Origin of the sequence: Thalassospira sp. (assembly GCF_002709775.1) — a bacterium.
Lineage (GTDB): Bacteria > Pseudomonadota > Alphaproteobacteria > Rhodospirillales > Thalassospiraceae > Thalassospira.
The window spans coordinates 1-20,645 of the sequence record NZ_PAQR01000022.1; the positions used below are offsets into that span (position 1 = coordinate 1).

17 protein-coding genes and 1 other RNA gene are annotated in these 20,645 nt (G+C 55.4%); 9 read left to right on the forward strand and 9 right to left on the reverse strand.

Annotated elements, in window-relative coordinates:
* The 4 genes from CMO10_RS09335 to CMO10_RS09350 form a co-directional block, all read right to left on the reverse strand.
* The coding region (locus CMO10_RS09335) for a peptidoglycan D,D-transpeptidase FtsI family protein (RefSeq protein WP_297021090.1) at positions 1-1,485 on the reverse strand (1,485 nt) is incomplete at its 3' end.
* Positions 1,482-1,913 (reverse strand): cell division protein FtsL, encoded by a 432-nt coding sequence (ftsL, locus tag CMO10_RS09340; RefSeq protein WP_297021093.1) that lies wholly within the window; start codon positions 1,911-1,913, stop codon positions 1,482-1,484. The genes CMO10_RS09335 and ftsL, both read right to left, overlap by 4 nt.
* Positions 1,910-2,896 (reverse strand): 16S rRNA (cytosine(1402)-N(4))-methyltransferase RsmH, encoded by a 987-nt coding sequence (gene rsmH / locus CMO10_RS09345; RefSeq protein ID WP_297021096.1) that lies wholly within the window; start codon positions 2,894-2,896, stop codon positions 1,910-1,912. The genes ftsL and rsmH overlap by 4 nt, the downstream gene beginning before the upstream one ends.
* On the reverse strand, positions 2,893-3,396 hold the full coding sequence (locus CMO10_RS09350; protein ID WP_297021098.1) for a division/cell wall cluster transcriptional repressor MraZ: 504 nt from the start codon (positions 3,394-3,396) through the stop codon (positions 2,893-2,895). Before CMO10_RS09350 ends, rsmH begins: the two co-directional genes overlap by 4 nt.
* Before the next feature lie 550 nt (positions 3,397-3,946).
* Here CMO10_RS09350 and CMO10_RS09355 point away from each other — a divergent pair.
* The 3 genes from CMO10_RS09355 to CMO10_RS09365 all read left to right on the forward strand — a co-directional run bounded on the left by CMO10_RS09355 (position 3,947) and on the right by CMO10_RS09365 (position 7,206).
* Positions 3,947-4,717: an EF-hand domain-containing protein gene (locus CMO10_RS09355; RefSeq protein ID WP_297021101.1), complete on the forward strand. Its 771-nt coding sequence runs from the start codon at positions 3,947-3,949 to the stop codon at positions 4,715-4,717.
* 94 nt (positions 4,718-4,811) lie between these two features.
* A complete protein-coding gene (gene corA, locus CMO10_RS09360; RefSeq protein ID WP_297021103.1) occupies positions 4,812-5,873 on the forward strand; it encodes a magnesium/cobalt transporter CorA in 1,062 nt (353 codons plus the stop codon).
* 94 nt (positions 5,874-5,967) lie between these two features.
* The gene (locus CMO10_RS09365) at positions 5,968-7,206 is read left to right on the forward strand and encodes an MSMEG_1061 family FMN-dependent PPOX-type flavoprotein (RefSeq protein ID WP_297021105.1); all 1,239 of its coding nucleotides are present in this window, start codon (positions 5,968-5,970) and stop codon (positions 7,204-7,206) included.
* A 78-nt stretch (positions 7,207-7,284) separates the two neighbouring features.
* Here CMO10_RS09365 and rnpB read toward each other — a convergent pair.
* The 5 genes from rnpB to CMO10_RS09390 all read right to left on the reverse strand — a co-directional run bounded on the left by rnpB (position 7,285) and on the right by CMO10_RS09390 (position 12,249).
* An RNA gene (gene rnpB, locus CMO10_RS09370) (RNase P RNA component class A) lies at positions 7,285-7,680 on the reverse strand.
* 52 nt (positions 7,681-7,732) lie between these two features.
* The gene (locus CMO10_RS09375; protein ID WP_297021106.1) at positions 7,733-8,473 is read right to left on the reverse strand and encodes an N-acetylmuramoyl-L-alanine amidase; all 741 of its coding nucleotides are present in this window, start codon (positions 8,471-8,473) and stop codon (positions 7,733-7,735) included.
* Positions 8,474-8,490: 17 nt separating this feature from the next.
* Positions 8,491-9,363: a DMT family transporter gene (locus tag CMO10_RS09380; RefSeq protein WP_297021110.1), complete on the reverse strand. Its 873-nt coding sequence runs from the start codon at positions 9,361-9,363 to the stop codon at positions 8,491-8,493.
* Positions 9,364-9,550: 187 nt separating this feature from the next.
* The gene (locus CMO10_RS09385) at positions 9,551-11,374 is read right to left on the reverse strand and encodes an ATP-binding cassette domain-containing protein (protein ID WP_297021113.1); all 1,824 of its coding nucleotides are present in this window, start codon (positions 11,372-11,374) and stop codon (positions 9,551-9,553) included.
* A 137-nt stretch (positions 11,375-11,511) separates the two neighbouring features.
* Positions 11,512-12,249: a TerB family tellurite resistance protein gene (locus tag CMO10_RS09390; protein ID WP_297021116.1), complete on the reverse strand. Its 738-nt coding sequence runs from the start codon at positions 12,247-12,249 to the stop codon at positions 11,512-11,514.
* Between the two features lie 248 nt (positions 12,250-12,497).
* On the opposite strand from CMO10_RS09390, the gene CMO10_RS09395 reads away from it, so the two are divergent.
* The 6 genes from CMO10_RS09395 to CMO10_RS09420 all read left to right on the forward strand — a co-directional run bounded on the left by CMO10_RS09395 (position 12,498) and on the right by CMO10_RS09420 (position 20,637).
* The gene (locus CMO10_RS09395; protein WP_297021119.1) at positions 12,498-14,495 is read left to right on the forward strand and encodes a methyl-accepting chemotaxis protein; all 1,998 of its coding nucleotides are present in this window, start codon (positions 12,498-12,500) and stop codon (positions 14,493-14,495) included.
* A 361-nt stretch (positions 14,496-14,856) separates the two neighbouring features.
* Positions 14,857-16,764: a methyl-accepting chemotaxis protein gene (locus tag CMO10_RS09400; protein ID WP_297021122.1), complete on the forward strand. Its 1,908-nt coding sequence runs from the start codon at positions 14,857-14,859 to the stop codon at positions 16,762-16,764.
* A 139-nt stretch (positions 16,765-16,903) separates the two neighbouring features.
* On the forward strand, positions 16,904-17,413 hold the full coding sequence (locus CMO10_RS09405) for a winged helix DNA-binding protein (RefSeq protein ID WP_297021125.1): 510 nt from the start codon (positions 16,904-16,906) through the stop codon (positions 17,411-17,413).
* Between the two features lie 284 nt (positions 17,414-17,697).
* Positions 17,698-18,672 (forward strand): TRAP transporter substrate-binding protein, encoded by a 975-nt coding sequence (locus tag CMO10_RS09410; RefSeq protein ID WP_297021127.1) that lies wholly within the window; start codon positions 17,698-17,700, stop codon positions 18,670-18,672.
* Between the two features lie 141 nt (positions 18,673-18,813).
* Positions 18,814-19,326: a TRAP transporter small permease gene (locus CMO10_RS09415; protein WP_297021131.1), complete on the forward strand. Its 513-nt coding sequence runs from the start codon at positions 18,814-18,816 to the stop codon at positions 19,324-19,326.
* Between the two features lie 9 nt (positions 19,327-19,335).
* A complete protein-coding gene (locus CMO10_RS09420; protein WP_297021133.1) occupies positions 19,336-20,637 on the forward strand; it encodes a TRAP transporter large permease in 1,302 nt (433 codons plus the stop codon).
* Positions 20,638-20,645: the final 8 nt, after the last annotated feature.

A 20,645-nucleotide genomic window follows, 5' to 3' on the forward strand; every position in this document is an offset into this window, starting at 1 on the left:
GAAGGCGGCGACAAAGGTCGACATGCGGGCGTTCTTGACGTAGCGCCCGTTCACGAGTTTTTCCGAGGTGCCGGTCTTCCCGCCAAGGAAGTAACCCGCCACTTCGGCCTTCTTGCCAGAACCTTCGGTGACGACCAGTCGCATCAGGCGACGAAGTTGTTCCGAGGTTTTCTGGGAAAACACACGTTCGCCTGCCGGTGCACCATCCTGCTTAAGGATGGTCGCCGGGCGACGAATGCCACCGTTGACGATGGTGGAAATGCCACTGACAACCTGAAGCGGGGTGACAGCCAGACCATGACCGAAGGAAATCGTCATGGTGTTGATCTCGCGCCAAGGATTGGGCACAAGCGGTCCGCCGACTTCAGGGAGCTCGATCTGCGGTTTGTCGAGCATGCCAAGCTTTTTAAGGTATTTGCGCTGGTTCTCGCCGCCAAAGGCCATCGCCATGCGGGCCGACCCAATGTTCGAGCTGTGAACAAGGATCTCCGGCAGGGTCAGCCAGCGGTTTTCGGCGTGATAATCGCGAATGCGGAAACCGCCAATCGCCAGCGGTTCCGTCGCGTCATAGACCGAGTTCAGCGTGGAAGTGCCGGTTTCAAGGGCGATTGCGGTGTTAAACAGCTTGAACACCGAGCCCATTTCATAAACGCCAAGCGTGGACCGGTTAAAGCGCGCATCGGCCGGTGCCTGACCCGGACGGTGCGGATCAAAGTTCGGAAGCGACGTCATAGCGATGACTTCGCCGGTATAGACATCCATCACAAGGCCTGCAGCACCAACCGCGCTATAGGTTTCCATCGCGGTTTCGACTTCTTCCTCAAGCGCGTATTGCACCCGGGTATCAAGCGAAAGCTGCAACGGACCGTTATTGATGCGCAGCTCGTTATCAAACTCGCGCTCGGCCCCGGCGATGCCGTTATTGTCGATATCGGTAAAGCCCAGCGCGTGCGACAGCAACCGACCATGCGGGTAAACGCGACGTTCTTCACGCTGGAAGTTCAGGCCGGGAATGCCCAGCGAGTTGACTTCATATTGCTGTTCCGGCGTCAGGTTGCGGCGCAGCCAGACAAACGCCTTGCGCGAACTCAGATGACGGATCAGCGTATCGCGATCAAGGTCCGGAAGAACGGTCAGAAGAAGGTCGGCTGATTCAACCGGGTCCTTGACGACACGGGCATCGGCATAAAGCGAATTGGTCGGAAGATCGGTTGCCAGCAACATGCCGTTGCGATCAACGATATCGGCGCGTTCGGTCTTGAGCTCGCGGGTATCGGTACCAGACGCGACAGCCGGTTCGTTGCCCTGACGCAGGACCGATGCATCAACCAGACCATAGGTGATCCAGCAAAAACCGATGATGAACATCGCGCCGGTAATGAAGATGCGGTTGCGCGCGGTTTCAAGCGCCAGGCGCTCTCGCTGATCCGGGCCCAGTTCTGGACGATCGCCGCGCAGCCAGTATGAGAAACGGGTCAGGCTCATTGTGCGCCCCCCGTGTCTGCGGCAACGGACGGTGCATCAATGATCATGCTGTCGGCAGCTTCGTCATACATCAGATCACCCGGACGGGCACGCGGGACCGGCATGAAGGCAACCGCTTCGCCGAACTTGTCGATGCGATACTGATGCAGATCGGCGTCTTCGGGCAGATCGTTGATGCTTGCCATCTGCAGTACTTCAATCTGCGCAAGGCTCAGATACTGCTTGGACAGGCGCTCAATCCGCTCCGGATTGTTCAGGTAGCTCCATTCGGCCTGAAGCACATGGATGCTTTCCTGCTCGGCCAGAATGTCGGACTGGATGTCGGCGTAGCGCTTTTCAAGGCGTTCGACCTGATGGCTGACCCAGTAGGTGCCAGTGCCGATCAGGATGGTCATCAATAGGCCAATGATGGTTACCGCACGGGTCATTTGCGACCTCCCTGCGGTGTGGCGGGTTGCTCGTTACGGGCAACAGCGCGCAGCTTGGCCGAACGCGCACGCGGATTGGCGCGAATTTCGTCTTTCTGACCGGTCACGGCCTTGCGGGTGATGGTCGAAAACGTCGGAATGGCGACTTCCGGTTCGCCGGGCAGGCGGCGCGACATCTTGTTCGGATCGCCGGAGCGTTCCTTCATGAATGTTTTGACCTGGCGGTCTTCCAGCGAATGGAAGGTCACGACCACAAGACGGCCGCCCGGTTTCAGTAGGTTTTCGGCGGCATCCATGGCGCGGTCAAGTTCGCCAAGCTCGTCATTGACGTAAATGCGAAGTGCCTGGAATGTGCGGGTCGCCGGATCAATCCCGTCCTTGGATTTGCGCACGACAGAACGCACCGCACGGGCAAGCTGGGATGTCGTCGTGAAGGGTTCTTCAGAACGAAGTTCGACAATCTTGCGTGCGACCTTGCGCGATGCGCGTTCCTCGCCATAGCGGTAAACGACATTGGCAATGTCTTCTTCTTCGGCGGTGTTGACGAAATCGGCCGCGGTCGGGCCGGACATCGACATGCGCATATCAAGCGGGCCGTCTTCACGGAACGAGAACCCGCGATCCGCCTGATCAAGCTGCATGGATGAAACGCCGATATCAAGGACGATGCCGTCAACCTGCGACGCACCGGCTTCGGGGATCAGGCGGCCCATGTCACCAAAGCAACCCTCGACCATATGGAAACGACCGTCATATTCGCTCTCAAGCTTTTTGCCGGTGGCGACCGCAGTCGGATCGCGGTCGATGCCATAAAGTTCGCAATTGGCGGAATCAAGAATGGCGCGGGAGTAACCGCCTGCGCCAAAGGTGCCGTCAACCATGATCTCGCCGTCACGTGGTGCTAGGGCTTCCAGGACCTCGCGCAGCAGGACCGGCTTGTGTGGACGGTCTTCGGTGGCAAAGCTCAGATCATTGTTGCTCATGATGCGTCCTCCTCATTCGCGGTGCCGGGACGTGCACCTTTGGGGAGTTCGGTCATCGGTTTGAGCTTCAATGTCGCACCACGATTGAGCGTGCGGGTCCGGCTGGCTTCTTGCAGGGGCTTGAAGATGTCAGGGTTCCACAGGCGGAAGGTGCGACCACGGCCGACAAAGGCGACCTGATCTTCGATACGGGCAAATTCGATCAGTTCTGCGGGCAGAATGATGCGGCCTTCGCCGTCGTAAGGAAGCATATGCGAGGAGCCAAGGATGGTGTCTGCCAGATCGTCGGCCTCGTCAGAGAACATGTCGAGTTCATCAAGCGATGCGGCAATGCGCTCCATATGGCTGTGGCTACAGCCTTCAAGCGCGCTTTCCTTGTGGGATTGATACAGGTAGATGCCGGCGAATTCTTCGTTGTCAAGGGCCGCACGGAACCGCTTGGGGACGGATACGCGTCCCTTCCGGTCCAGCTTGTGAATGTGCGTCCCTGTGAACAGCACTTCGCCATTCCCCTGATCAAAAACCCGATCTCAGAACACAGGACCCGGTTGGGCTGTCTTGCGACGGTGATGTGTCTGAAATGGATATGCCCCGCATGGCACGGAATTTGTGCCTCTTTATGGGGTACCATGGGAAATGATGGGGGTCAATGGGATTTGATGGGCTGAATTATGACGTTTTGGCGCTTCCCGAGGGTTTCTGCGGTATATGCAAAAAGGCTGAATTCGGCCAAAAATCCCGGAAAACCGGTGCTGCTCCATCTTCTGCCCATGAAATCCCAAACCCGTTCCATGGGTACCCATGGGAAGACCATCGAAAAACCGGAATTTGGGTTTTGATGGACCTGTTGCGAAATCGGATTTGGATGGGGTGTCGAAGACAATTTGCGATTTGATGGCCAATCGGGTTTGATGCGCGGGCAAACTCCTGCAAAATGTCAAAACGATCCTGCATGGTTTTTTTGATCTACCACCAGGATTGAAATATGGCCCCGAACGGGGCGCGATCATCTGGCGCGGGGCAGCGTCAGTGAAACGAAGGAAGCGATTGTTGCGGATAAAAGCTGCCATTCTATTAATGGGTTGCGCATTCTCCTGTGCCGTTCTGGTTTCCGGGCTGACTCCGATCAGTGGCGGGGTGGCGTCTGCGCAGGGGCTTGGTCTTGACCCGGCCGGCGGCGGATCAAATTCGCCGGAAGTTTCATCGCCACAGATGCGTGAATTGCTGCCGCTCATCATGCAGCAGATGCAAAACAATCCAGAACTGATGTCGCAGTTCGGTCTGGGCGGGTTTTCGGGGTTAAACGGTCTTGATGGGGCCGGTTCGGGCACTGGAGTGCCTGGCATGACTGGCGATGGCGTTGGCAATATCCCCGGTCTGAGCGAAGCAATTGCCAAGGCGCTTGCCCAGCAAAATGGTGGAGCGGGTGTTGCACCGTCCGGCATTCCCGAACAGGTCAAGGTGTACCGGGAACAATATCATCCAATCGATATCGATCAGGATGGGCGGATCAGCGCGGACGAGGCCGCTGCCTATGCCAGCTGGATGTTCCGCCGGCGTGATATCAGCGGGGATAATGTTCTGGTCGCACGAGAATTCGCCGCGGTTGAAAAGCTGCCCGGTTCTGCAGAGGTCAATCGTCAACGGCTGCGGACGGAAAGCCGCCGCCTTGATCTGCTGTTCCCCGAATATGATGCGGATGGCGACAAGATGATCACCAAGGATGAGTTCATGGCAAAGGTTCGCGCGACATATAATGAAAAACGCGGATCGGACGCCGATATTGATCCGTTTTCCTTCCAGACGGTGCTGCCGTTTTAGCGGCGCGTTGATCCGAAACGCATTCATCACATGACAAGCAACAGATAAACTGGCATCGGTATTGATCGGTAAGCCGGAAGAGACGGAGAGGCTCATGGACACCAACGAATTCTTTGCCCCGGTGCGCGCAAGCGCCGATGACGGCAATACAGCAGGTCCGGCGACCTCCGAAGGTGCTGTGAGTGCTAACAGTGGTGAAACTGCTGCAACCAATGTGGTGAGCGAGCAATCAGTGGCCAAACCGACGGCACCCAAGGCCGAACGCCTTCCGGTCTGGGTGGATTTGCATGCGCCGACCTCTGAGGAAATTCACGAGATCGAAGAGCGCTTTGGTATCGAGATGCCAACCCGCGAAGAAATGCAGGAAATTGAGCTGTCCTCGCGTCTTTATGACGAAGACGGCGCGCTTTTCATGACGGTTTCGGTTCTGACCAAGGCAACCACCGATGCACCGCAAACGACGGCGGTGACCTTTATTCTTGTCAAAAAGACCCTGATCACGGTGCGTTATGCCGATCCGGTTCCGTTCAAGACCTTTATCCGGCGCGTCAAACGCAGCCCGTCACTTGCCAACAGTGCCGAGGCCGTTCTGTTTGGCCTGCTTGAACAGATTGTTGATCGACTTGCCGATTTGATGGAGCAAACCGCGACCGACCTTGAAAACTTGTCCAATCAGGTCTTTATCAGCCCCGAAGAACAGGGATCAGATCGCGATCATCGTGAAACCCTGCGTCAGATCGGGCGTACCGGCAACCTGTCGGGCAAGGCCAAGGACAGTCTTTTGAACCTGCATCGTTTGGGCTTGTTCCTTTCGACCCAGGCGCGACTTAAAAAGGACGCCAAGGCGCGGCTCAAGATCCTGTCGCGCGATATTGTCTCGATCACCGAGCACGCCAATTTCATCGCCAACAAGGTGACCTTCCTGCTTGATGCGACACTGGGCATGATCAGTCTTGAGCAGAACAACATCATCAAGATCTTCTCGGTCGCGGCCGCTGCCTTCCTGCCGCCGACCCTGATTGCCAGCATCTACGGCATGAACTTCGAATTCATGCCGGAACTTGAATGGCAGTTCGGATACCCGGTAGCGATTGCGCTGATGGTGCTGTCTGCTGTCCTGCCGCTTTTGTATTTCAAGCGTAAAGGCTGGCTTTAAGTCATCTGGCAATATTGGTGGGGCTTCTGTCCTTTCAGACATTCTTCGTGCTGCTAGATTGACGAGAGTATTTCCCTGACTTTGGAGCCCCGCAATGAGCCATCCCGCCCTGATCCTGATTGACTGGCAGCAAGGATTTGATGACCTGAATTATTGGGGTAATCGCAATAACCCCAATGCAGAAGCCAATGGGGAGAAGCTGTTGGCATATTGGCGGGCACGAGGGTGGCCGGTTTTCCATGCAAAGCATGATTCAAAGGAGCCGCAATCGCGGCTTCATCCTGATCACCCCGGTAATGCCTTCAAGCCGGGGTTTGAACCCCAGGGGGATGAGCCGGTCTATGGCAAGAACGTCAATTCGGCCCTGATCGGAACGGAACTTGAGGCGGATTTGCGCGCACAGAGCATTTCAAAGCTGGTTCTTTGCGGGATCACGACGGATCATTGCGTTAATACGACGACGCGCATGGCGGCCAATCTTGGCTTTGACGCGACCATTGCCGCAGATGCCTGCGCGACCTTTGATCGCAGCCTGCCGGATGGGCGTGTTTTCCCGGCGGATCTGGTGCATGACGTGGCCCTGGCCAGCCTGAATGGCGAGTTTGCGGTGGTCAAAACAGTGAACGAAATTATGGCTGGGGAATCAGCAATTGACTTGCGTTCGCAACTCAAGCAGTTTCTGCCTCCAATCCCCGCGAAAGGTGTGCCTGCCATGACGAAAATTGATACCCAGGAAAAACTCCGCGCCATCTATGGAGAGCCGCTTGGGCTTGCCGCAGCTAAATGCTTGCCAGCACTTGATCCGCACTGCAAACACTTCATCTCGCTTGCGCCGTTTGCCGTGATTTCGTCTGCAGATTCTGATGGCAATGCCGATGTCAGCCCACGCGGCGATGGCCCGGGCTTTATCAAGGTACTTGATGACAAGACGCTGGTCATGCCGGACCGTCCGGGCAACAACCGGGTCGATAGCCTGTCTAACATCATCGACAACCCGAAAGTCGGAATGCTGTTTTTCGTGCCGGGCGTGAATGAGACGCTGCGCATTAACGGTATTGCTGAAATCAGCACCGACCCGGAACTGCTTGGCCTGTTTGCCGATACGCCAAAGGCACCTATCACCGCGATCAAGATCACGGTCGATGAAGCCTTCCTGCACTGTGCCAAGGCCCTGATGCGCTCCAAACTTTGGGATCCGGAAACCCGCATTGAGCGCAAGACGCTGCCGACCCTGGCCAAAATGATCAAGGACCAGACATCGAGCGATTTCGCCGAAGGTACGCAGGAAGAAGCGGATAAATATTTCGCGCAGTCGATTGCCGAGCGCGGCTGATCCGGCCAACGCAATCCAGCGCATTCTATCCGGGCGATGACGGGAAACTGTCATCGCCTTTTTTGTGTCTGAAAAGATAAGGCCAGATGGCCTGTAAGCCGGGTTCTGTCCATGCGGCGAACCGCACTGGATGACTATTCATCTGGGACGTCCGTCGCCGAACGCCTCCTGCAACCAACCCGAATGGTGGTGCGAAAACCCACCTGCCGACAATGCCGAAGCACCCGGCCGACCATTCCTATTAGGTTTTGCTCCCGGTGGGGTTTACCATGCGTCCCGCATTGCTGAAGGACCGGTGCGCTCTTACCGCACCCTTTCACCCTTACCGGATGGCTTGCGCGATCCGGCGGTATCCTTTCTGTGGCACTTTCCCTAGGGTCGCCCCCGCCAGACGTTATCTGGCACCGTGTTTCCGTGGAGCCCGGACTTTCCTCCCCGATTGCAAGCAATCAGGGCAGCCATCCGGCCATCTGGTGACCGGGATTTAGGTCACATATCAGGTGGCGTCAAGAAAAAGCGATGTGCTCTAACTGGCAATCGCGCTGGCCAGCACCTTGGCAATGGCATGGCATTCGTTATCAACTTGGCCGGAAATGTCATTCTGGCGCCAGTGACGCTGGAAGGCGATGGTGCGTTTGGTTCCGTCTTCTTCGTTGGTTGCCGGGCCATAGCCGATGGCAGCCAGCAAAGCATGAAAGTCATCCGGGGTAGCCGGCGCGTCGATCACGTTCGAAGGGATGGCCGGAACGCCGTTGCATCCGGGCCAGAGCCCGATGCCGTTTTCAGCCAGCAGTTGCCAAGGGAAGAGTTCGCCCGGATCTTCCTTGCGATCCGGTGCCATATCGGAATGCGCGATGATGCGGTCTGCCGGGATAGCGTGACGGGTCAGGATATCTTGGGTCAGGTCGATAACCGACTGGATCTGAATGTCGGGGAAGGGGCGATAACCGAACTCATGACCCGGATTGACGATTTCAATGCCGATGGAGTGCGAATTGACGTCCCGGCTTTCCTGCCAGCACCCCACACCTGCATGCCAGGCGCGTTTGTCTTCGTCGACCAGTTGAAAGATACGGCCATCTTCCTCGATCAGGTAATGGCTAGAGACCGAACTTGCCGGATCACAGAGCCGATCAAGTGCGGCCGCGCCCGATTGCATGCCGGTATAATGCAGGATCAGGATATCAATGGGGCAACCATCCGGACGATTGCCAACATTCGGGGAAGGGTGGGAAATAATACGTTCCTGCAAGCGCTTACTGTGCACGTCGTCCCCCATGCCGATCAGTCCATCCCCTGTACTTTGCGCTGAACCGGCTTGCGCAACATGATCACAGCGACACCGCATAGTACAATGATGCTGCCGATGATCTTAAGCAGAGAGAACGTCTCGTCAAACACGATGAACGATCCGATCACACTGATCACGGGTGACAGCAACATCCATGGCACGACAACGTTCACATCCTGTGTTTTCAGCAGGTGATACCAGAAGCCATAAGCAACGATGGAAGACATCACCACGGTGAATGCCAGATTGGCCCAGGCCACCCAGCTTGCTGCGGCAATCGCCTGAAAGGCATGTGGTTCAAAAATCAGGGACAAGACAAACAATTGCGGGGCTGCCATCAACGCCATCCAGCCATTGAGCTGGAAGGTATCAATATCACCAAGCTTCTTGATCATGACATTGGCAACCGCCCACATGAAGGAGGCAAACACCACGAGTAACAGCGGCAACTGCAACTCGGTCATGGTCGGGTCCCAGAACATGACGGTAACGCCGATAAAGGCCAGTGCCATCCCCGAAAGGCGCTTCCAGCCCAGCCGATCATTAAAAAAATAGGTTGCAAGCATCGATGAGAACGGCACACCCAGAAGAATGATGATCGCCACCGGCCCGGCATCAATCATCGAGAGGGCATAAAACAGAACCCCGAAATGCAGGCCGCCAAACGTCACCGAAATCAGTGCTAGTTTGCCAAAGCGTCCACGCGGGGCTCTGGTAAACGGGATCAAAAGCACTGCTACCGCTGCAAAGCGCATCGCAGTCAGGATAAAAGGCGGGATTTCACCAACCGCCCCTTTGACGGTCAGCATGTTCACGCCCCAGATGACAGCGACGGAAAAGGCCATAAGCAAGGCTTTGATCGGCATGACGAGGCCTTTCGGTAAAAGGGCGGTATTTGCACCAATGATATCAGATGGATGATCAAGCCCGTCGATATTTTTAGACGGGTTATAAATCCTGACCTGCGCCCTTGATCCGATGTTTTGGCGCCAAGCACAAATGAGTTGTTCTCAACTCAGGGCTCAACTGTCGCGCGATGGCATGGGGAAGTGGTCAGGACTGACCCAGTTCCTCACGCAGCATTTCAAGTTCAAGCCAGCGTTCCTCGGAGGATTCAAGTTCTGCGCGCGCCGCATCCAGACGGTCGACCTTTTTCTGGAAGCCATCCGGGTCCTTGGTAAACAGGCTGCTGTCCGAGAGTGCATCTTCAAGGGTTGCGATTTCGCTTTCCAGCTTGGCCATGGCACCCGGCAGGTTGTCATATTCGCGCTGATCCTTATAGCTCAGCTTGCCGGATGGTTTTGACTTGGGTGCGGATGCCTGTGCTGTCTTTTTGACCTGTTTGGCGGCAGCCTTTTCTTCCTTGGCCGCTTCGGCGCGTGAAAGTTTGCGCTGGGCAATATAATCGGAATAGCCGCCGGCATATTCGATGGCGGTGCCATCACCTTCCATCACGATGGAGGATGTGACCACGCGATCAAGGAAATCACGATCGTGGCTGACCAGAAGAAGTGTGCCTTCATAGTCGCTCAGCATCTCCTGCAGCAGATCCAACGTATCCATATCCAGATCGTTGGTCGGCTCATCCATGATCAGAAGGTTGGTCGGCTTGGCGAGCTGCTTGGCCAGCAAAAGACGGTTGCGCTCGCCACCGGACAGCGCACCAACCGGGCTTCTGGCCTGTTTTTCATCAAACAGGAAATCACGCAGGTAACTTACGACATGGCGCGGATTGCCGCGCACCATGACCTGATCGCCGCCAACATCACACAGCGTATCCCAAAGGGTCTTGGTGTCATCAAGGGCCACGCGTTTCTGATCGAAGTAACTCGGGTTCAGGTTGGTTCCGATCTTGATCGTGCCGCTATCGGGTTCCAGCTTCCCGGTCAGCATTTTCAGAAGTGTGGTTTTACCAGCCCCGTTCGGGCCGATAATACCAACCTTGTCACCGCGCATGATACGGGTGGAAAAGTCCGAGATGATCGGACGGGCGCCAAATGATTTGGCGATGTCGGTGGCCTCAATAACGACCTTGCCCGATGTTTCACCGGCATCCGCCGAGAGCGAGACATTGCCAATGCGATCAACCTGTTTGGAACGCTGTTCGCGCATGTCGTAAAGTCTGCGCAGGCGGCCCTGGTTACGTTTGCGACGGGCGGAAATGCCCTGTACCGACCAGACGGTTTCCTGTGCGATCAGTTTATCAAGCTTGGCGCGTTCCTCGGCTTCCTTGCGATAGATTTCCTCGGACCATTCCTCGAACTGGGAAAAGTTGATCGCACCTTGGTGCATGACACCGCGATCCAGCCACAGCACGCCGTTTGATACGGCATTCAGGAAGGCACGGTCGTGCGAGATCACGACAACGGCACCCCGGAAATTCTTGATCTCGCCTTCAAGCCATTCAATGGTCGGCAGATCAAGGTGGTTGGTCGGCTCATCAAGCAACAATACTTGCGGGTCGGCAATCAGGGCGCGCGCAATTGCGGCCCGGCGGCCTTCACCACCGGAAAGCTGTTTGGGATCGGATTTCGGATCGATATCGACCGATGCCAGCAACATGTCGGCGCGATAGGCATATTCCTGTTCATGGTCATCAAGTGCGGCAAGAACGAAATCCTCGACCGTGTCATACCCGTCGAATTTCGGTTCCTGATTAAGATAGGCAACCTTGCAGCCCGGTTGAACAAACCGTTCGCCACCATCGGGCTCGATTTCACCGGCGATGATTTTCAAAAGCGTCGACTTGCCGCCACCATTGCGCCCGACAAGGCACAGACGGTCGCGATCGCCAATGGCAAATGACACATCGGAAAACAGATCATTCCCGCCAAAGGTCAGGTGAATGTCATTTATATTGATCAGCGGTGGCGCCATGGAAAAACCGATAAGCTTGAGAATGTAAATCCGGTCACGATGACCGGTCCCCTGCAAACAGCAAATCGGGCGCTGTTGCAAGGGAAATCATATCAGGGCGGGATGCCATAAGATGGCGGGTGATGCCGTTCAGTGGTTTACCGAATGCCGCGTTCCTTGCGGATTTGATCCCAGGCGGCATTGATCCGCGCCATCTTGTCATTGGCCTGCTCGATGAATTCGGGCGGCATCCCCTTGGCGATCAGGGTGTCGGGATGGTTTTCGCGCGACAATTTGCGGTGTGCTGATTTCAATTCATCATCACTGGCACCGCGTGTCAGTCCAAGCTGTTCGTAGGGATCAGGGCCATTTGATGCGGTAAAGGCATGATGCACCCGGTCAAAGTCGACATCGGCAAAACCAAAGATATGGGCGACCTTTTTCAGGTAATCCTGTTCAGCCGGGTGCAATTCGCCGTCGGCCATGGCGATCTGATAAAGGGCCTCTAGCACGCCTTCAAGGATGGCGCGCTCACCCCGGAACATTGTTGCCATCTGGCGGGCATAAATTTCAAACCCGTCAGAAGACGTTCGCGCCATGTCAAAGATGCGCCCGACATTCTTTTCTTCGCCGGGCGGAATGTGAAACACGCGCTTGAAGGTGTTGATCTCATCGCGCGAGACATGGCCATCCACCTTGGCCATCTTGGCAGCAAGGACGATCACGCCGGTGGCAAAGGCAATCTGACGGTGATCATGGCCGCCAATTTGTGGCCCGCGCATGCCGCCCTTGATCTTGTCGACCACATGGCCTGCGGCCGCACCCAGGATTGCACCCAATGGTCCGCCCAAGGCGAAACCTGCGGTCCCGCCAATAATTTTGCCCCAGATGCTCATGGGTGATCTTAATCCTGTTTGTTGTCGCGTGGCACGGGAAGAAAGTTTCGCCCGGTGCCCAAGGCACAAACATAGTGCGCAAGCCGCGAAAAGAAATGGGCAAATTCACGGGTGGTATTGCTAAAGGTAGTGCTAATTAACAATTAGTCTATACTTTAGTGTTTATATATCTACTGATGGTAGAATGTTTTATGATGTTGAAATAACGAACAAAAAGAACACGAACATCAGGAATGTGGGGTGGAAACATGTCTTTCTTGTCGCGTATGAAACTGGTTTACCAGATTTCGTTGCTTAGTATCGTCGCATTGGTGATTTTCGCCATTGTCGGAATTACCCAATTTGTTGCCGATCAACAGCGCCAGGCGGCGCAGGAGATCGCAAAGGCCGCAAGCGTGGATTCCCGGACTGTTGGTCTTGTCTCGCGGGCGTTTCTGGATGCCCGACGTCATGAGAAGGATTTTGTCCTTCGACGGAGAGAGGAATATGTCACCGCGCACGCGGAGTCAGCTGCAGAAATCCGGACCGGGCTGGAAAAACTGGCCGGGCGTGAAGAGCTTGGCGGTCTTCTTGAACAGGTCGGTCTGGCCCAAACAGCTGTCGACAATTATGTCGCCGAGTTTGCCACCGTTGTCGATCTTCAGCGCAAGGTCGGCCTTGATCCAAGTTCCGGATTGCTGGGTGAAATGCGAAATGCCGCATCGGAAGTCGAAACCGCTTTGGGGGAAGTGGCGAAGCTTGAGGCGATGCTGGGGCTAAGCGGTACCAAAGATCTTTCGATTGCCGTCTTACAGATGCGCCGCGACGAAAAGGATTTCCTTGCCCGTCTTGATCCGGCCTATGTCGAAAGTGTCGAGGCAACCGGCAAGCAGTTTGCGACGGCCCTTGCACAGGCGGGCAGCATTCAGGATGAAAAGAAACAGCAGCTTGGCAAGCTGATGGATTCCTATCTGGCGAACTTTAAAACGCTGGCGGACGCGGTTCTCGAACGTGAATCATCGCTTGAACGTCTGAGTGGCTATTACGCGGCGGTCGAGCCCGTTTTGGCAACACTGGATAATGAAGTTCGAACGGTCGCAGAAAACATGCAGCGCCGGGCAGAGGAAATCGCCCATACCGGTGTCCGTGTGACCTTTGGGATATTTATCGCCGGTGCGATCATTATGATCTTGATGTCGACGGTTCTGGCGCGCGCCATTGTTCGGGCGATCACAGGCCTTACCACCAAGATGGCGCGACTGGCGAAAAACGACTTTGACGTCAAGCTCGACGAGGCGGACCGCAAAGACGAGATCGGCGAAATGGGCCGGTCGGTGGTTGTCTTCCGCGAAAACGGGTTGGAGCGGCAAAAACTTGAAGCCCAGCAGCGCGAACTTGATGAAAAGCAGCGCCAGCGTATCGAGCAGCAGGAACAGCATATTCGCGAATTTGACGACGATGTCGTCGCGATGATGAGCGAAGTGGGCACGGCCGTGCAGCAGCTCCATTCCGTGTCCGAGCTATTGCGCAAAAGTGCCGATACAGCCAATCAGCAATCGACAACTGTTTCTGCCGGCAGTGAAGAGGCCTCTTCGAACGTGCAATTGGTTGCAACGGCTGCGACCGAACTTTCGGCCTCCATCCACGAGATCGCCGGTCAGATCAGCGATACCTCGAAAATGGCAGCGACGGCCAGTGACCGTGCCCAGACCACCAATGACGACATTCAGGGTCTGAATGCCGCAGCGGTGCGGATCGGCGAGGTCATCAACCTGATCAGCGATATCGCAGAACAGACCAACCTTCTGGCGCTGAACGCAACGATCGAGGCCGCGCGTGCCGGTGATGCCGGCAAGGGTTTTGCGGTTGTCGCAAGCGAGGTCAAGAACCTTGCCAATCAGACCGCCAAGGCGACCGAGGATATCTCAAGCCAGATCAACGATATCCAGCAGGCAACGCAATCGGCGGTCGATGCGATTGATGCCATCGTTCAAATGATCACCGATATCAGTGAACGGGCATCTTCGGTCGCGGCGGCGGTGGAACAACAGACCGTTGCGACCAGCGAGATTTCAGAAAATGTCGAACAGGCCGCATCGGCAACCAGCGAAATCTCAAACGCCATGCAGGGTGTCTCGTCTGCGGTTGCCGAAACCAGCGAGGCGGCCAATGATGTGCGTGGATCGGCCGACAATCTGGGCCGCCAAAGCGACGGACTCAGCGAGCGTATCGATACGTTCCTTGCGAAGATGCGCTCCATCTCATAGGGCGATTTAGCGAGACTTCATTTCAGGATTGAAATTGGAACAAGGGGAAAGAGTGATCTTTCCCCTTGTTTTGTTGTGTCTGAGTTCAAATGTGAATCACTTGAGTAAAAGCAGGCACCGGGCAGACATCATGAATGTCTTGCCATGGCTTTGAAGCCGAAATGTTTTCCCGGCAATTGGGGATGAGGTCCCCGAACTTGGGCTGGCGGGTGCGTGAGGTGTCTTCATTTCGTTGTTGAATAGAACCTGTGCATTTGCCGGAGGGCGAAAAGCCGTGGCAGATGCGACGTAACTGCTGGGGGCCAGTATGAACTTTCTTTCCAGAATGAAGCTTCTCTACCAAATATCGCTGATAGGTGGGGTGGCGCTGCTTATTTTCGTTGTTGTCGGCGTCGTGCAATTCGTTGCCGAGCAGCAAAGACAATCGGCCGAGGCGGTAGCCGAGACTGCGCTTGAGAACAAAATAATCGCCGATGGGATTTCAAAGGATTTCCTCAATGCCCGGCGGCGTGAAAAGGACTTCCTGCTGCGCATGGACGAAAAATACGTCGAACAGCATGCTGACGTTGTCGCAGATGTAAATACTGGCTTGGGGCGGCTTGAGGACGCGCCAACTCTGGAAGCTTATGACGCTGAACTTGCTGAAATCATCTCGTCCTTTGCCAATTATTCAGCGAAGTTCGCAACCGTTGTCGAACTTCAGCGCGAGATTGGCCTGAACGAGGAGGATGGCCTTCTGGGGCGGTTGCGCAGTTCGGTGCATAACGTCGAAGAGGCATTGGGTAAATACAATGCTGACAATCTGACTGTCATCATGTTGATGATGCGCCGTCACGAGAAGGACTTTCTGGCGCGTCTTGACCCGAAATATGTAGGTCGCATAGATGACCGCCTTGCCGAGTTTGGACCTGCTCTGGCAGCCTCAAGTATCCCTGCCAGTGAAAAGGCGGAGATCACCAATCTGATGAAGTCGTATGTATCGGACTTCAAGGCACTGTCGGAGAAGATCCTTCAGCGTGAGGCAGAATTGGGTTTCCTGTCTGACTTTTATGCCGAGGCAGAGCCACTTCTTGATCAGATCAGTGTTGCCATTGGTGCAGCCGCCCAAGCCGAGAAGGAGCGCGCAGATCAGATCGCAGCCACCAGTCTGACCGTCACGGTCATCATGTATGTCATCGGTGTTCTGGCATTGATGGGGCTGTCATTCCTGCTGTCGCGCGCGATTGCCCGTGCCATTGCCGGGCTGACGGGCAAGATGACCCGCTTGGCGGAAAACGACTTTGATGTTGATATCAATGAAGTTAATCGGGCAGACGAAATCGGTGAAATGGGACGTGCGGTTCTGGTGTTCCGTGAAAACGGTATCGAGCGCATCAAGCTTGAAGCCGCCCAGAAAGCCGAAGACGAAAAACGTCGCAAGCGCATGGAAACGCAGGAACGCTATATCAAGGAGTTTGATCAGGCCGTCGTGGCCGTCATGGCAGATGTCGGAACCGCGGTTGAGCAACTCCATCAGGTGTCCAAGGTACTACGCAGCAGTGCAGAAACGGCGACAAATCAGTCAATGGTCGTTTCATCCGGTGCCGAAGAGGCATCTTCGAATGTTCAACTGGTTGCAACGGCTGCGACCGAGCTGTCCGCGTCAATCAGCGAGATTTCCGGTCAGGTGACGGAAACATCGAGCATGGCTCAATCTGCCACTGAACGTGCCCGCCATACCAACGATAACATTCAAGGGCTAAATGAATCGGCGATCAAGATTGGCGAGGTCATCAGTCTGATCAGCGACATTGCCGAGCAAACCAACCTTCTGGCCCTGAACGCGACAATCGAGGCGGCCCGCGCCGGTGATGCAGGCAAGGGCTTTGCGGTGGTTGCAAGCGAGGTGAAAAACCTTGCCAATCAGACCGGCAAGGCGACAGAGGAAATCACTTCCCAGATCAATGATATTCAGCAGGCAACGGGCCTTGCGGTTGATGCGATTGATGAGATCGTCAAAATGATCTCGGATATCAGCGAAAGGGCCGCTGCGGTTGCCGCTGCAGTAGAACAGCAAACAGTTGCCACGGCGGAGATTTCGCAAAACGTCGAACAGGCCGCCGCCGGGACTGAGGAAATTTCGTCGGCGATGCAAGGGGTGTCGGAAGCTGTGAGTGACACCAATGCAGCAGCTGGCGATGTTAACGACTCTGCGGACAATCTCGGTCGGCAAAGTGGCGATCTGCGATCCCAGATTGACGGGTTCCTGGAACGAATGCGCACACTTTAATGACGAATTGTCGATAAGTATAAGGCGGCGAGGGGTTTACCTTGCCGCCTTTATCGCGATAAAATTCCGACAAATTTCCAACAACGCTGGTCATCTTTGCCGTGCATGACCAGAAGAACCGGATAACAGGAAACGTCGGATGGCTGATAAAACGCGCATTGTCTCTTCTTCTCATCTTGTCTCGGAACGCGCAGCCGAGCTCTCAGAACTTGAATTCGCCCTGATCCTGTCGGGCAACGCGTTTAACCGCTGGATGGTGCGTTGCATGCGTGCGGCCGGTATGCCTGATGTGTCGGTTCTTGATATTCTGGTTCTGCACAACGTCAATTCGCGTGAACGTGAAAAAAGCCTGTCCGAGGTTTGCTTTGTGCTCAATGTCGAAGACAGCCATCTTGTGAACTATTCCCTTAAAAAGCTCCGCAAGCTTGGTCTGGTTGACGGGGTCAAGCGCGGCAAGGAAGTGCATTACGCAACGACCGCCGCGGGCCGTGAGATGTGCGAGAAATATCGCCAGGTCCGCGAAGACTGCCTTGTCGAAACCTTCCAGCGTCTCGGCGTGAATGCTGAGGAAGTTGGCGATGTTGCCAAGACGCTCCGCGCAATTTCCGGCGTTTACGATCAAGCATCCCGCGCGGCGAGCTCGATCTAGGGGGCAGCCCGCAGCAATTTGTACATTTTTCTTGGTATCATCCTAAAAAATTTACGGGCGGCAGTTCAGATGGACTGTCGCCCGTTTTCTGTTGTGGGACAAGGGATTGGGGTTGGGCTGGAAATTCGCGGGGTACTTTCCGGGTTGCAGTTTTTGCATGGTAGTTATGAAACAACATTGACAATTTATCGGCAAAATGTGATCAATGTGTCGGGAGGCTACTTTGGAGTCTCGATACACCAAACCGTGTATCGGCTTGCATCACACACAGGGAGACTTGAAAAATGTTGAAAAAAGCACTTTCAACCGTCGCAGTTGCAGCGATCACCATGTCCGCCGGTTTCGCATCCGCTGAAGAAACCTGGGATATGGCGACACCGTATCCGGACGCGACGTTCCACACCCAGAACATCATCGAATTTGCCAAGGACGTGAATGAAGCATCCGGCGGCGAACTCAACATCACCGTTCATTCCGGTGGTTCGCTGTTCAAGCATGCTGACATCAAACGTTCCGTTCAGCGCGGCCTGATCCCGATCGGCGAAACCCTGATTTCGCTGCTGGCGAACGAAAACCCGATCTACACCGTTGACGCGATCCCGTTCCTGGCGACTTCCTATGAAGACGCAGAGAAACTTTGGGAAGTATCGCGCGCAGGCATCGAAGCAGCCCTTGCTGAAGACGGCCTTAAAGTTCTTTATGCTGTTCCGTGGCCGGCACAGGGCCTTTACACCGCAAACGAAGTCAACACCGTTGCTGACCTCGAAGGTGTCAAGTTCCGTGCTTATAACGCCACCACCTCTGAACTGGCGTCCCTGACCGGCATGGTTGCGACCCAGGTTGAAGTTCCGGAAATCCCGACCGCCTTTGCCACCGGCATTGTCGAAGCGATGATCACCTCGCCGTCGACCGGCGCGAACTCCAAGGCTTGGGACTTCGTTTCGAATTTCTATGACGTTCAGGCATGGCTTCCGAAAAACATGGTTGTCGTGAGTGCAGCCGCATTCGATGGCCTTTCTGCTGACGTTCAGGCTGCCGTTCTTGAAGCAGCTGCCAAAGCCGAGACCCGCGGTTGGGAAATGAGCATGGCAGAAGCCGAAGAGAAAAAGAAAATTCTCTCTGACAACGGCATGAACGTTGCTGCACCGAGTGCAGAACTCAAAGACGGTCTGGCAGAAGCTGGCGACAAGATGGTTGCTGGTTGGCTGGAAAAAACCGGCGATGAAGGCAAAGCCATCATCGACGCGTTCAAGAACTAATAGCTGGTTCTTGCCAATTGCCGGGGCCGGGCGGTTGTCGTCCTCCGTTCGGTCCCGGACAATCCGCACATTTTAATGTTACTGTCCGTTCATTACGATAAGTCGCTTTGGGGATAATCGTTGGCGGAAAGGGGGACTGCTGTGCGCAGACTGCTAGATTATTTATTCAAATTCAGTGCCGTTCTGGCGGCCGCATTCCTGGTAATCATCGCGCTGCTGATCCTGACTCAGTCCTTGGGGCGCCTTGTCGGGATCGCCGTTCACGATGCCAACGAATTGGCCGGGTTCTCGCTTGCTGCTGGTACGTTCCTTGCCCTTGGTCCTGCACTTCGTGCCGGCACCCATATCCGGGTAATGATCGTTCTTTCCCACCTTAAAGGCGGTGTCCGCCGTTTGGTCGAAGCGATCACCCTTTTGGCTGCGATCTATCTTGCCGGTTACTTCGCCTGGTGGATGGCGGTTCTGGCCCAGGAAAGCTTTTCGTATGGCGATACGTCGCCGGGCGTTCTTGCCTTCCCGCTGTGGATCCCGCAAACCGCCATGGCGTTTGGACTTGTTGTCTTTACCATCGCACTGCTCGAAGCATTTGTTGATCTTCTGGCTGGCCGCGAACCCGCTTTCGTCAGCGGCGAAGCAAACGAACTGAACGAGTAGGGGGCGGTCATGGACGTACTTCAAATCGGTCTTATCCTGATGGGCCTGCTGTTCCTGTTTCTGGGCGCTGGTCTGTGGGTTGCACTTGCACTTTTTGCCATTGGCGTTTTTGCCATTGATGTTTTCACAAGCGGCCAAACCGGTCCGATCATCGCGACCACAGCATGGTCAAGCCTTGCGACTTGGTCCCTGGCACCGCTGCCGCTGTTTATCTGGATGGGTGAAATCCTGTTCCGGTCTCGCCTTTCAGAAGACATGTTCACCGGGCTTGCCCCGTGGCTGAACAAGCTTCCGGGCCGGTTGTTGCATGTGAACATTCTGGGGTGTGGTATCTTTGCGGCTGTGTCTGGTTCGTCCGCGGCGACTGCTGCGACCATCGGACGCATGTCGATCCCCGAACTTCGTAAACAGGGCTATGCCGATAGCCTGATCCTTGGCACGCTTGCCGGGTCCGGTACGCTGGGTCTTCTGATCCCACCATCGATCATCCTGATTGTTTATGGTGTCTCGGCCGAACTTTCCATCGCCCGTCTTTTCATTGCCGGCGTCATTCCCGGTGCCATGCTGATCGTCATGTTCATGAGCTTCGTTGGCATCTGGGCCACGATCAACAAGGACAAGATGCCAGCAGCTGAACCGAGCATCCCGTTTGCAGAGAAAATCCGTGCATCGGGTCGTCTGATCCCGGTCATCCTTTTGATCTCTGCTGTGATCGGTTCTATCTATGGCGGGGTTGCGACCCCGACCGAGGCCGCGGCATTCGGTGTGGTTGGTGCATTGATCCTCTCAGGCCTTAGCGGTTCGCTTTCCAAGGAAAGCCTGCTGGATGGCATCATGGGCGCAACCCGCACATCCTGCATGATCTGCTTTATCCTTGCAGGGGCGGCGGTGCTGACGGTTGCCATGGGCTTTACCGGTGTGCCGCGCGAACTGGCCGCATGGATCGCCCATATGGAATTGTCGCCTTATGCGCTGCTTGGCGCATTGACCATTTTCTTCATCGTCCTTGGCTGTTTCCTTGACGGGATTTCGGTGGTGGTTCTGACCACTTCGGTGATCCTGCCGATGGTACAGGCCGCGGGCATCGACCTTCTGTGGTTTGGCATCTATGTGGTGCTGGTGGTCGAAATGTCACAGATCACGCCACCGGTCGGCTTTAACCTTTTCGTGCTGCAAGGCCTGACAGGCAAGAACCTGTTCAAGATTGCAGTTGCTGCCTTGCCATTCTTCTTCCTGCTGTTGTTTGCCGCCCTTCTGATCACAGTCTTCCCGGGGATCGTGACCTGGCTGCCAACGCAGATGAGTGGCTAACGGCGATC